The following is a 13,197-nucleotide window of genomic DNA, read 5'->3' on the forward strand; positions in this document are numbered from 1 at the left end:
CAAAAGGTTAACAGGATTTCGCCTGTGGAAGAGCCGGCAAATCCGTGAAGGCGTCAGCCGCTCTAAACGATATTTGCCATCACATCGACGCCGGCTCTAGGTGATTGATTCAACGCAAGAAATCAATCGAGTTTACCGCAGTAAACTGATGTGTAGAACAAGCTGTGATCACTCGCGCTGATCGGTGCCGTCCTTGCGTGTCGCATCGTCCTCTACGAGTTCGTACCACATCGCATTGAGGACGGCGAAGGCCGCAGCGAATGGCAATCCGAGAAGCCAGGAGAAATACCACATGATTCGATCCCTTCGATCAGTAAGCGTGGCCGCTTTTGTCGTCGACTGAATTGGCATCCACCTTGCCCCAGAGCACGTGATAGACCCAGCTTGTGTAGGCGACGATTAGCGGGATGAAGATCGCGGTCACGACCAGCATGATGAACAGCGTGAGATGGCTCGAAGATGCATCCCAAACCGTCAGGCTCGACCGTGGATCCAGCGAGGAGGGAAGGATGAACGGGAACATCGACACCCCAACGCTTGCGATCATTCCGAAGATCGACAGAGCGCTCACGAGAAGCGTCGCTATTTCCGCCCTCGCGCGAAAGCCGTAAAAGGCCAGGGCAGCGCCGGCAAGTCCCAGTATCGGGGCGATGAGCAGCACGGGATAGGCGCCATAGTTGCTAAACCAGCCAGTCGGCGCCTCCGCCACCGTTTTCATGAGTGGGTTTGACGGGCCGTGAGGATCGATCGCGCTCGTGATGACGTAGCCATCAATGCCCAGCCAAAGAATGATACCTGCAAGAGCGTAAAGTACGAGCGTCACGAGTGCCGCGAGCGCGCCATAGCTGCGGGCGCGTTCGGCGATCGGGCCGTCGGTCTTCAGCATCAGATAGGCGCTCCCATGCATGATGAGCATCACGACCGAAAGCACGCCGCACAGCAAGGCGAACGGATTGAGCAGGCCGAAGAACGTACCCTCGTAAAAGACGCGAAGGTCGTTGTTGAAGCGGAACGGAACGCCCTGGAGGACATTGCCCACCGCAACACCGAAGATAAGCGACGGCACAAACCCGCCGATGAAAAGAGCAATGTCCCAGCCGCTGCGCCAGCGGTCGCTATCGCGCTTCGAACGGTATTTGAAGGCAACCGGCCGCAAGATCAATGCCGCGAGGATTGCGAACATCGCGAGATAGAAGCCCGAGAAGGAAACCGCGTAAAGCGGCGGCCATGCGGCGAAGATAGCGCCGCCGCCAAGAATGAGCCAGACCTGGTTGCCTTCCCAGGTGGGGCCGATGACGTTTATCGCAATGCGCCGCTCTGTCTCGGTCTTGGTGACGAAGGGCAGGAGCGTGCCAATCCCGAGGTCGAAGCCGTCGGTAATGGCGAAGCCGATGAGAAGAACACCCAGCAGGACCCACCAGATAAGGCGCAGGAGCTCATAGTCGATGAATTGGTGCAGTATCATGTTTGCTTACTCCGCTGGCACGATGTGCGGGGAAATGAGTTCGGCTTCCGGCTCGGTGTCGGGGTCGGGGCCCTTTTGGATCGCGCGTAGCATCAGGCCCATCTCGATGATGATCAGAACCGTATAGATCAGCACGAAGCCGCAAATGGTAAGGAGCACCGTCGATGCACCGAGGCTGGAGACCGCCGCGGCTGTCGGAAGAACGCCCTCGATGATCCAGGGCTGACGACCGGATTCGGCGACCACCCAGCCGAGTTCGGCGGCGATCCAGGGGAGGGGGATCGCAAACACAGCGACCCGCAACAGCCAGGGATAGGCATCGATCTTGCGGCGAACGGACAGAATAAAGAAGGTCGTCGTCAGGATAATGAAGAAGATACCGAGCCCAACCATGATGCGGAACGACCAGAACAGTCTCGGGACGTTAGGAACCGTATCCCAGGCCGCCTTGTCGATCTGCTCGGGTGTGGCAAGACGCGGATCGTCGACATAGCGCTTCAGCAGTAGGGCGTAGCCGAGATCGGCACCATTCGCCTCGAAAGCATCGCGCACCTCGGCGGAAACGGCCGTCGTGCTGCCGACCTCTCTTATTTTCTGCAAGGCGTCATAGGCGATGATGCCTTCCTTAATACGCAAACGGGCGTGTTCGACAAGTTCCTCAATGCCGGGGATTGGCGTCGTCAGCGACCTCGTACCGATCAATCCCATAACCCACGGGACGCGCACTGCAAAATGCGTTTCCCGCGATTCCTGATCGGGGAAGCCGAAAACGGTGAAAGCGGCGGGGGCAGGTTCCGTCTCCCACATCGCTTCGATCGAGGCGAGTTTCATCTTCTGGTGCTCAGTCGACAGATATCCGCTCTCGTCACCGAGAACGACGACCGATAAGGCGGATGCGAGGCCGAACGAGGCGGCGACGGTCATCGAACGCTTGGCGAGCCCAATGTGACGCCCCTTCAACGCATACCACGCCGACACGCCGAGAACGAAAAGCGATGCAGTGACATAGCCAGCCGAAACGGTGTGAACGAACTTCGCCTGCGCGACAGGATTGAACAAAACTGCATAGAAATCAGATACTTCCATGCGCATTGTCTGCGGATTGAAGGTCGCGCCTACGGGATTCTGCATCCAACCGTTGGCGATGAGAATCCACAGCGCCGAAAAGTTGGAACCGGCGGCAACGCACCAGGTCGCGACGAGGTGGCCGACCTTCGACAGCTTGTCCCATCCGAAGAAGAACAGGCCGACGAATGTCGCTTCGAGGAAGAATGCCATCAGCCCCTCGATCGCGAGCGGCGCGCCGAAAATATCGCCGACATAGTGGCTGTAATAACTCCAGTTCATACCGAACTGGAATTCCATCACGATGCCGGTCGCGACGCCGATGGCGAAATTGATACCGAATAGGGTACCCCAGAATTTGGTCATCTGGCGCCATATGACGCGGCCGGTCATGACGTAGACCGTTTCCATGATCGCCAGGAGTATTGAAAGTCCAAGCGTCAGCGGGACGAAGAGAAAGTGATATAACGCCGTTATCGCAAATTGCAGGCGCGAAAGCGCCACGATATCGAGTTCCATTGCATCTAGTCGGGCCTACCCCGACCCCCCTGTTGACCGGCAGCACATTTGCGTGCCGCCGAATGAAGTTGCTGGCCCTCAGTCCGGCCGTAGCGCGGCGAGGGCGGTATCGAAAACCTTCTCCCCACGGCGCGGCGCAGCGACGATCCGCCCGTGTTCGAGAATGATGATCCTGTCAGCGAGTTCGGCCTCGCGGCGAATATGCGTCGCGATCACGACCGCATGGCCCGGCATGGCACTGCGGAGCCGTTGCAGCACGTCGCGGGCGGTGGCGCCGTCGAGGCCTTCGGTCGGCTCGTCAAGCAGCCAGAGCGGCGCATCGCGCAAAAGCAGTCGCGCAAGAGCAAGGCGCCGCGATTGTCCGCCGGAGAGGCCGAGCCCGCCTTCACCAAGACTGGTGCCGAGACCCATCGGAAGCGATGCAACAAGCTCGTTGAGCCCCGCCTGATCAAGCGCGCGATGCAGTTGCGCGTCATCCGCCTCCGGCGCTGCCAGCCGCAGATTGTCACGCAGCGTGTCCTGAAAAAGTTCGGTCCTCTGCGTCAGCAGAGCAGATTTTGCGGTTGCGACTTCGCCGCGATCGGCGGCGCCAAGTTCACCGGCAATGAGCGCCAGCAGGGTCGACTTGCCGGCACCGCTCGGCCCGATCAGTGCAACACGCTCGCCGTCGGCAACTGTGAAGTTTAATGCGTGGAGGGCGGGGAGGGGGGCGCCGTCATGGGTGACCCTAGCATTCGCAGTACGAACCGCTTCGCCGTTCAGCGCCGCTGTTCGTGGCACGGGAGGGGAGGGGGGTGCAAGGCTTGGTCCAATTCTCCGTGCGGCGAGTAAGGTGCGGCCAAGCTCCACGGCGCCCCGGCGCAATGCTGCAAAGGGTTCGAGCGCTGCGAGGGCCACCAGAACGCCAAGCGCCGCAACGGGACCATTGATCGCGCCCGCGCTGGCCAGGGCCGCCATGGCCATGAGCGTCCCGCCAAGCAGGAGCGCCGAGGCGACCCCAAGCCCTGCGCCGGCGAAAACCTCGATCCAGTTCAGACGGCTATCGGCGGCAGCCGCCCGGCGGTCGGCGGCCGCCACCCCTTCCACTTGCGCCGCAAGCCGACCGGTCATCAATAGATCTGTCTGTCCGGCAACGAGATCGATGCTGCGGGAGCGGAGCGCCTCAAGCGCGTGAGCGCGGCGTATCGACGAGGCACCCGCGAACCTTGCGGCGATGAGCGGCACGCCAAGCCCTGTGAGAAGCAGGAATGTCCCTGCGCCAAGACCGACAAGCGGATGCATCATCCCAAGAGTTACGGCAACGGCGAGCGCTGTCACGATCGCAACTGCTGCCGGTACGAGCACGCGCAGATATAGCGAATCGAGCGCGTCGATATCGGCGGTAAGACGGAACAGCAGGCGCGACGGCCGCTGAACGAGCAACCTTGCGGATTGCGGGCGTGACCAGTAGCGAAACAATTGTTCGCGCAAACCAGCGAGCACGCCGAGCGTTGCATCATGCGTTGTCAGGCGCTCGCCATAACGCGCTGCCGTTCGCGCGAGAGCCAGAAATCGGATGGCAGCAGCCGGTGCGAATACGTCGAATGCAAATGCTGTTGCAGATGAGAGTCCGGCAATGGCCGTCGCAGTGATGAACCAGCCGGAGAGGCCAAGCAGCATGATACCGGCAAGAACCGTGGCCGCTGCGAGCAATGCACCAGCAAGGAGCATGCTGCGGCGCTCTCGGTAGAATAATGCAATGATCGGCCGGAAAGTGTGGAGGATCCCCATCACGCAGCCTCCTGCGCGATCTGAGGGAATAGCCTGACGATGCGATCCATGCGGGCGGCGAGTATTGGATCGTGCGTTGCAACGATCAGTGTCTTGCCCCTGGCGATTTCGAGGAGGCCTTCGGTGATTTCGCGAGCGGTGAACGTGTCCAGATGTGCCGTCGGCTCATCGGCGAGGATAAGATTCTTTCCTGAGCCAGCAGCAGCACGCGCGAGCGCCAACCTCAATATCTCGCCGCCCGAAAGGCCGGAACCGCCCTCACCCAATTGAAAACTGCCGTGGGCTTCGGCGACGTGTTCGAGGGCGGCAACAGCCAGTGCACTGTCGGTCCGAGCCATGTCGACATCGGGACGCCCAAGCGCGATATTCTCATATAGTGAGCCGGCAAATATATGCGGCCTTTGGCCGATCCAAATCATTCGATTGCGCAACTGATCTGCAGTCGCGCTCGTAAGATGCTCGCCGCCGATGATGATCCTGCCATTTTCGAGGGGAGCCAGCCCTGCGATCAGCGCAAGAAGAGTGGACTTGCCCGACCCGCTCGGGCCAAGTACCGCGACACGCTCGCCGGGCTTTACCTCGAGGTCGAAGTCCTCCAGCACATCGCGATCACGCCCCGCGTGAGAATAGCCAAGCGCTTCGATTGAGACTGACGCGGCCTTATCATCGTCGTCCTGATCATTGCCGCCAGACCCGCCCACGATGGCGATGCCCTGATCGCTGAGCTCGGCAAGTGCGGCCAGCGCCGCTTCACCGGCAGCACGGTCGTGCCATACAGATGAAAGTTCCCGCAGCGGTTCGAAGAAGGCCGGCGCAAGCAGGAGGATGAACAAGCCCTCGCTCAGATCGAGCCGCCCACCCCAGGCACCGAATGGCAACTGTCCAAGATAGTGGAAACCGATATAGACGGCGACCATGGCTACGCCGAGGGCGGCAAAGAGTTCAAGTACAGCTGAAGAGAGAAAAGCAACCCGCAGTACAGCCATTGTACGCGAGCGCAGGGATTCGGCGTTGGCGCGCAACCGGTCGGCCGTCAGGTCAACTGCATCGAAAACGCGTATGGTCGTCATTCCACGCAGGCGATCAAGAAGAAAGCCATTCATGCTACCCATCTCGACCAGTTGCTTCTCACTGGCAGCCTTGGCGCGCCAGCCGATCAGCGCCATGAATAGCGGTATCAACGGCGCGGCCATGAGCAGCACCAGAGCCGGCACCCAGGAGAACGGGACAATGGAGGCAAGGATGGCAAGGGGAACATATGTCGCCTTGAGCCGCGCCGGTTGGAAGCGGGCCAGATAGGGCAGGATAGCCTCGGTCTGCTCGGTTATCGCACTGGCTGCAAGCCCGGAGGCGGGACGCGTCATGTCGAGAGGCGAGCGCCGCGCCAGGGAGGCGATAGCGGTTTGGCGCAGTTCGGAAAGTGACTTGCGGGCGGAAAGGAACGCAACCCGCGTACCCGCCGCGTCAAGAGCAGACCGCAGGACGCCGAGGGCGACAACCCCAACGGCGAGCCAGACAATATTGCGCCAATCGGTGCCCGCGATAATCTGGCCAACCGCCATTGCCAGCAACCATGCCTGCGGAAGCCAGAGGAGGGCCGCCGCTAGTTGCAACCACGCTGCCGCCTTGGCGCGAGCGGGCTTTTGCTTGTCAATCGGCAGACTGGAAGACGGCTTATGAGTCGATTCCCGCACAGTGCATGCATCTGCCGGGCTCACCTCTGAGCGAAGCGCCAATGATGCATCTGCTGCGGGTTTCATGCCATCAACCCTTTTCAGTAGTGCGCTTCGATCTGCCGAGCGAGACGATCTTATCCTTCGCCTCCAGCAGTTTCGTGACTTTGGCGCCCAGCGTCAACAGGGTTGCCAGCCGGTCGGTCTCAAGTTGCTTGACATCCTCATACCAGGTCGTCAGCCGCTCGATGAGCCCATGCATTTCACTCATCCGCTCCTGCGCATGCCGTTCCGCCTCACTCGCCGGCTGCTGCATCAGAATTTCTCGCAGGACCGACAGTGTCGGATCGACTTCGCGCTTCTTGCGCTCTTCCGCGAGCGTACGCAGGATCTGCCAGACGTCGTCGGGCGTCGTGAAGAAATCGCGGCGATCGTCGGGCAGGTGTTTCAAGAGAACCAGATTCCAGGCCTGCAATTCGCGTAAGCTCATGGAAACGTTCGAACGCGAGATGCCAAGAGCATCGACGATCTGATCCGCGTTAAGCGGATCCGGCGAGACATAGAGCAGCGCATAGATCTGGCCAACCGTCCGGTTGATGCCCCAGCGGCTTCCCATTTCGCCAAAATGCAAAACGAAGGACTGTACGAGCGGCGGGAGATTCATGGTACTCTTTCGCTTTATCTGTTATTTCAGAAATTACTGAAATGACAGTAGCAAAGAAAGCGATCGGGTCAAGAATGGGTACGGAGCGGGGCGAAAATGCCGCATGCCGAGCGGGCAAACAAAAAGGCCCGGTCGCGATGACCGGGCCTCTTGCACCTCTCGATTCTCAGGCTTGTCAGTTCAGGCCGAGCTTTCCGCGCAAGGTCGAAAGGTCTTCGGCGAGCGTGTTGACGGCAGCGGCAAGGACCTTGCGGTCGTCTTCGCTCAGCTTGTCGTATAGCTCGTAGCCATCGGCGGTCTTGTACTTCGCCAGGGTCGTATCGACCGCGTCGAAATTGGCCGAAACCTTGGTCACGAAGGCGGCCTCATCCTTTTCGATCAGGGGACGAACAAGATCGAAGATCTTGCGCGAACCATCGAAGTTGGCCTTGAAGTCCCAAAGGTCGGTGTGGCTGTAGCGATCTTCCTCGCCGGAGATCTTTGTGGCAGCTACTTCTTCCATCAGAACGGCAGCGCCGCCGACGACCTTCTCCGGCGGCAGGGTGAGGTCGGTAATGCGCTTGTTGAGCTCGGTTACGTCAGCCATGAGCTGGTCGGCAACCGGACCAAGACCCTCGGTGCTGTTCTGAGCGAAAAGGCCATACTCAATCCGATGGAAGCCCGTGAACCCAGGGTCCTTTTCAGCAAGCTCATGATCGTCGGCACGCGAGTCGATCGAGCCGTCAAGATCGCTGAAGAGTTCTGCGATCGGTTCGATCGCCTCATAGCTCATGCGGGTCGCGCCAAAGAGCGACTTCGCCTTTTCGACATCACCGGCCTTGACGGCGTCAGTGAATGCCTTGGTATCAGCCACGAGCTTCTCGGAGTTTTCCGACACATAAATCTTGTAGTCGGCGATCGGCTGCACGAGATCGAGTGGCGATACCTCGGCCACCGCGACACCAGGAAGGATGGCCGAGGAAAGGGCGAACAGGCTGGCAGAGAGTGTAAGTTTAAGCTTCATCGATTATCCCCTTAAGATCTGACGCGAGTCACGGCGTGACCCGCTGCTTCGAGTAGTGTCCGGCCCAGGAAGTCGGTTTCATCAAGTGGGCCGGGTAGTGTGAAGAAGAAGCCGCCGCCGATCGGCTTGATGTATTCTTCCAGCGGTTCACCATCCAGCTGGCGCTGCACAGTGATGAACCCTTTTTCAAGATCGGCCTGGTAACAGATGAACAGCAGTCCCTGTTCGAGCTGACCGGACTTGCTGACACCATTCGAATAGTTGAACGGACGGCGCAGGATGAGATTGGCTCCGGATTCCGGCGTGCGCAGATTGGCAAGCCTGATATGGGCATCGAGCGGCGTCACCTTGCCCTCTGGATCCTTCGCATAATCCGGTAGGTCATGTTCGGTTTCGCCAGAAAACGGAGCGCCGGTTGCTTTCTTGCGCCCGATGATGCGCTCCTGTTCGCCAAGCGGCGTCCGGTCCCAGCGTTCGACGAAGTTGCGGATGATGCGCACCACCTGGTAGGAGCCCCGACGCGCCCATTCGGGCTCATCGCTGTTCTCCGTAACCCACACTATACGGTCCATCAGCTCGGTATTATTGGCGTCCGGATTGGCCGAGCCATCGCGGAAGCCGAGGAAGTTGCGCGCGCTTTCATGACTGCCGTCGGGCTTTGGTGGCAACACAGGGACAGAGCCCTCCTGCTTCCAGCGCAAAACCAGAAGGTCCGGCATGGTCTTGATAATATCGCGCAGCGCGTGAATGTTGGTATCGGGCGTGTTGGACGATATCTGCAACGCCAGATCGCCGTGGCAAAGGTCGCCATCAAGCGCGTCATTGCGAAACGCCTTCATTCGCGACAACCGCTTCGGCTTGTGTGCCCCGAGCCAATCGCGCTTGGCAAAGAACGACGAGCCGAGCGAGACCGTCATGGTCAAATTATCTGGTGGGACGACGGGCCCGAGAATGCCCGAATCCGACGGCGGCAATCTGTCGTCGAAAACAGGGGGCTTGCCGCCCTGCATCAGAAAAGCGATGCGTTCCGACAAGGTGCGGAACAGCCGCTCGACGTCTTCAGGCGTCGAGGCGAGAACGTCAAAGGCTGCGATCATTCCGGCAGCCGGGCGGGGCGTGATGATACCGGCCTGATGCACGCCGTAGAAGGGCTGGCGCTCCTGCGTCTTGTCACTGACGGGAGCGTCGGTGACCTGTTCCTCCTGCTTCGCGGCCGCGCTTGCGCTGCCAAGCCCTGTGGCGAGGACACCGCCAGCCGCGCCGACGCCAAACAGTAAATTTCGGCGCGTGGTGACGAGGCCCTTGTCGTTCGCCGTCATCGTCGTTACTCCAATCCCACGGCGGCGTTGAGCTTGCCGATCGCATCCGCCAGCGCCTGCATCTTCTGCGAAAGGACCTTCCGGGTATCGGCATTGACGCCGTCATAGGAAGGATAGCCCTCCGGCCCGCGAAGGGCCTTCAGCTCGGTGCTCACATCGGTCAAACGCAACTCAATATCCCCGACAACCTGCGGGGCTGCGGTCACCGCGACGGGCTTCAGCAGCGCCATCATCCGCGATACGCCCGCGACGTTTGCCTCGAAGTCGGAAAGATCGGTCTGCGCGTAGTGGTCGACACCCGCAGCCACCTTCGTCTCTGCCGTGGACGCCATGAGGCGCTGCGCACCCTTGGCGATCTGCTCTGGGGAAATTCGCAAACCGCGAATGCGGTCTTTCAGTGCTGTCACGTCGGCCAGCAGTTTGGTCGAATAGTTTTCGAGCCCCGCCGTGCTTTTCTGTGTGTAGAGGCCGTATTCGATGCGATGGAAGCCGGTGAACGCCGGATCCTGCTCGCGCTTCTCGAGATAATCGGCGACAGGATCGATGGCATTGTGAAGGTCCGCGAATTGATCTGCCATCGGCTCGATCTGCTTGTAGGGAACGCGCGCGCTTTGGTAGGCTGCCTTGGCCTTTTCGAGATCGCCCGCCTTGATGGCGGCATCGAGGGACTGGCTCGCCTTGACGAGGCTGTTTCCCTGGGTGACGAGAAACACCTGGAATTCGGCGAGCGGCCCAAGATAGGCGCGAAGTGCCGGCCGCGCCGCCTCGGCGTCGGATACGGCGGACGGTGTCACATGCAAAGTTCCGCGCGGATTGTTGAGGAGCCCGCAGGTGATCTCATAGTCGCCGGGCTTCAATTTCGCCTGCAGCGTCTGGCTGATTCCCGGCGCGATATTCTCCCGCTCCTCGATCACCATGACGCCGTCGAGAATTTCCCACTCGAGCGCGCGATCCGATTGGTTGACGATCGTAAACGTAGAGGGACCGGCGGCCACGGTAATCGCATTGGGATCGCAGGCGCCGTTCTTGATTGTAACCGTGATGGCATTGCCCACTACCACTGGCTTTACACTTTTCGACGCGTAATAGAATGCGGCGCCGCCGGCGACGACGAGAGCCGCTGCCCCCACGACCGCCAATTGCATCAATTTCTGTGATGCGGGGCGAGGGGAGGCGGAGCCGGTGGATTGCGACATGAAGAATCGTCCGATCAGTTCGAGGGCTTGGTCGCTGGCGCGTTTGCGGCAGCCGAAACGTAAGGTCGCAAGAAAAAGTAGAGGCTGATCGCAAGGAACGAGAAGTAGACGATCACTTCGCCCAGCGTCGGCATATCCTGGTAGCCGAACATGCCCGACAAGATGGTTCCGAGCGGGCTGCTTACAGGCAGGATTCCGCTCAAATCGATGACCACGGTCTGCAGGCTGTTCCAGACACCTGCCTCGTGGAAATGGCGCAGCGTGCCCGCCAGAATGCCGGCGGCAACAACGAGAATGAACAGGCCCGTCCAGAAGAAGAACCGGCGGAGATTCATCCTCACGCCGCCGAAATAGATGCCGTAACCGAGCGCAATCGACACCAGAATGCCAAGGACGGCCCCAAGTGGTGCTTCGCTCGATGGGCTCTGCTGGAAGATGGCGAGCAGAAAGAACACCGATTCAAGCCCTTCGCGCGCCACTGCGAAGAACACCATGGCGATCAGTGCCGTTGCTTGCCCGGACGTATGGGCGAGGGCCTCGTCGATATGCGTATGCAGCTCGGATTTGATCGAGCGCGCGGCCTTGCGCATCCAGAAAACCATGGACGAAAGCACGATGACCGCTATCAGGCCGACGATTGCCTCGAAGAACTCCTGCGCCTTTTGCGGAAACTGGGCGCTGACCAGTTGCAGTGCAGCGCCAACAAAGAGCGACAAGGCGACTGCAAGGAGAACGCCCACCCATACGGCAGGCATCCATTCACGGCGTCCGGTCTGCTTGAGATAGCTAGCGACGATACCCACGATAAGTGCTGCCTCGATACCCTCGCGCAGCATTATCAGAAACGGAACAAGCATGAATTCAAACCCCAGCGCAGGTTTGCCGTGCGAATGACACGGCTTATACGCGGGCCAAGTCATAAACTTTCGCTAAAAACGAAGCAATAACAATATATTAGAAGTGTTCTAATCTATATCTGGACTGAATTCCTCAATTATTTCCGTATCTTGAGTAAGCTTGTCCACTATAGCGCTTATCCGCTTCAAGCGCCGAGATGGAGAGCTGCCGCATTATTGCCACAATTCTGAACGGCGCTTTATAGAACCTTGTCTATCCGACTTGACACTCTGTCTGCGTTCGGCAAATGTGAAACCGGTTTCACTCGCTTGGGGATAGCCGTTTGAAATTTGACCTGATGATACTGGCGCGGCACGTGCCATTCTTGCTGAAGGGCGCGCTTCTGACGGCCGAGGCCTGCGCACTGGCTTTGTTCGGCAGCCTTGTCATCGGACTTCTCGTCGCGGCCCTGCGCACGTCATCTTCGCCCCTCCTGTCGCGTGCCGCTTTCATATATGTGGATCTCTTCCGCAATATCCCATTCATCGTCCAGCTGTTCTTCTTTTTCTACGGGCTTCCGGAAATCGGCATCTACATCGATGCCTTCACGACCGGAGTTCTCGCGCTTTCGATTGCGGGAGGTGCGTTCAGTTCCGATGTCATTCGCTCGGGAATTCTCGCCATCGATACAGGCATCCTTGAGGCTGCAGAGGTAAGCGGGCTGTCGAAACCGACGATATTTCGCAAGATCGTTATGCCGATTGCCCTGCGCACATCGATAAGGCCGCTCGGTTCAGTCTTTATCAATCTGGTGCTGACCTCGTCGATCCTTTCGACCATCACCCTCAATGAATTGACCGGTTCGGCGAAGATCGTGGCCTCCGATACGTTTCGCCCGTTCGAGGTCTATGCTGTGCTCCTGATCGTCTATGCAAGCTTGACCTATCTTATCTCGCTCGCGATAGGCGCGCTGCATCGGCGCCTCAATCGCGACCGTATGCCGGACGTCGCCTGATGCGGTATACGAGCTTCACCTCCTACGACCTTATATTGCTGGCGCAGGGGCTCGGCGTCTCGGTGGCGCTCTTTCTTGTAACGACGCTCATCGGATTCCTGATCGGCACGATATGGGCGGTCATACGCTTTTATCGCGTGCCTCTGCTTACGCCGCTTATTACATTTCTCGCGGAGCTCCTTAAAAACTCGCCGGTTCTGGTCCAGCTGTTTCTTGTATTTTTCGGCCTGCCCGCACTGTTGAAGATTAATGTTACGCCGGTCGAGGCCGCTGTTATTACGCTATCGGGCAACACGGCTGCGTTCATTTACGTGATAGCCGTTGCGGCGATCGAGTCTATCGGCCGCGACCAGATCGAATCCGCGCGGGTTTTCGGCCTGTCGCGCTGGCAAATATTGCGCCACGTCGTTGCGCCGCAGGCGATGGCCTTTGCCATTGGGCCCCTGACGGGACTCCTCGTGAACCAGCTCCAGGTGACATCGTTGATCTCCGTCATCGGCGTCGTCGATCTCACCAAGATCGGCAACATTCTTAATCTGCGTACATTGAAGCCATTCATCGTCTGGACCGTTGTCGGCGGTCTCTACTACATCGCCGCCAAGCTCATCGCTCTTGGGGGCGCACGGTTGGAGCGGCGCCTGCGCGCTCACACTGCATGGAAAGGTCTGTGA

General features: G+C 59.4%; 12 protein-coding genes. 2 read left to right on the plus strand and 10 right to left on the minus strand.

Annotation, left to right across the window (positions count from 1 at the left end; translation table 11 throughout):
* Positions 1–168 precede the first annotated feature (168 nt).
* The 10 genes from cydX to efeU all read right to left on the minus strand — a co-directional run bounded on the left by cydX (position 169) and on the right by efeU (position 11,531).
* Positions 169–294 carry a cytochrome bd-I oxidase subunit CydX gene (cydX, locus tag BR48_RS25590; protein ID WP_051615275.1) on the minus strand — a complete coding sequence of 42 codons (126 nt, stop codon included), beginning with the start codon at positions 292–294 and terminating at the stop codon, positions 169–171.
* 16 nt (positions 295–310) lie between these two features.
* Positions 311–1,465, minus strand: coding sequence for a cytochrome d ubiquinol oxidase subunit II (gene cydB / locus BR48_RS0120090; protein ID WP_027232952.1), 1,155 nt, complete (start codon positions 1,463–1,465; stop codon positions 311–313).
* 6 nt (positions 1,466–1,471) lie between these two features.
* Positions 1,472–3,049 (minus strand): cytochrome ubiquinol oxidase subunit I, encoded by a 1,578-nt coding sequence (locus BR48_RS0120095; RefSeq protein WP_027232953.1) that lies wholly within the window; start codon positions 3,047–3,049, stop codon positions 1,472–1,474.
* Positions 3,050–3,127: 78 nt separating this feature from the next.
* Positions 3,128–4,819 (minus strand): thiol reductant ABC exporter subunit CydC, encoded by a 1,692-nt coding sequence (gene cydC, locus BR48_RS0120100; protein WP_027232954.1) that lies wholly within the window; start codon positions 4,817–4,819, stop codon positions 3,128–3,130.
* A complete protein-coding gene (cydD, locus tag BR48_RS25095) occupies positions 4,819–6,579 on the minus strand; it encodes a thiol reductant ABC exporter subunit CydD (protein ID WP_051615277.1) in 1,761 nt (586 codons plus the stop codon). The genes cydC and cydD overlap by 1 nt, the downstream gene beginning before the upstream one ends.
* Positions 6,580–6,583: 4 nt before the next feature.
* Complete coding sequence (locus BR48_RS0120110) at positions 6,584–7,156, minus strand: GbsR/MarR family transcriptional regulator (RefSeq protein WP_027232955.1); 573 nt, start codon at positions 7,154–7,156, stop codon at positions 6,584–6,586.
* A 175-nt stretch (positions 7,157–7,331) separates the two neighbouring features.
* Positions 7,332–8,159 carry an iron uptake system protein EfeO gene (efeO, locus tag BR48_RS0120115; RefSeq protein ID WP_027232956.1) on the minus strand — a complete coding sequence of 276 codons (828 nt, stop codon included), beginning with the start codon at positions 8,157–8,159 and terminating at the stop codon, positions 7,332–7,334.
* Between the two features lie 11 nt (positions 8,160–8,170).
* Positions 8,171–9,478: an iron uptake transporter deferrochelatase/peroxidase subunit gene (gene efeB / locus BR48_RS0120120; protein ID WP_027232957.1), complete on the minus strand. Its 1,308-nt coding sequence runs from the start codon at positions 9,476–9,478 to the stop codon at positions 8,171–8,173.
* 5 nt (positions 9,479–9,483) lie between these two features.
* On the minus strand, positions 9,484–10,674 hold the full coding sequence (gene efeO / locus BR48_RS0120125; RefSeq protein ID WP_036815045.1) for an iron uptake system protein EfeO: 1,191 nt from the start codon (positions 10,672–10,674) through the stop codon (positions 9,484–9,486).
* A 14-nt stretch (positions 10,675–10,688) separates the two neighbouring features.
* Positions 10,689–11,531, minus strand: coding sequence for an iron uptake transporter permease EfeU (gene efeU, locus BR48_RS0120130; RefSeq protein WP_027232959.1), 843 nt, complete (start codon positions 11,529–11,531; stop codon positions 10,689–10,691).
* Between the two features lie 323 nt (positions 11,532–11,854).
* On the opposite strand from efeU, the gene BR48_RS0120135 reads away from it, so the two are divergent.
* Both BR48_RS0120135 and BR48_RS0120140 read left to right on the plus strand, forming a co-directional pair.
* Complete coding sequence (locus BR48_RS0120135) at positions 11,855–12,526, plus strand: amino acid ABC transporter permease (protein ID WP_027232960.1); 672 nt, start codon at positions 11,855–11,857, stop codon at positions 12,524–12,526.
* Entirely contained in the window at positions 12,526–13,197 is a 672-nt protein-coding gene (locus BR48_RS0120140; protein ID WP_027232961.1) for an amino acid ABC transporter permease, read from the plus strand. Before BR48_RS0120135 ends, BR48_RS0120140 begins: the two co-directional genes overlap by 1 nt.

Origin of the sequence: Phyllobacterium sp. UNC302MFCol5.2 (genome assembly GCF_000686005.1) — a bacterium.
In the GTDB taxonomy this organism is placed as follows: Bacteria; Pseudomonadota; Alphaproteobacteria; order Rhizobiales; family Rhizobiaceae; genus Phyllobacterium; species Phyllobacterium pellucidum.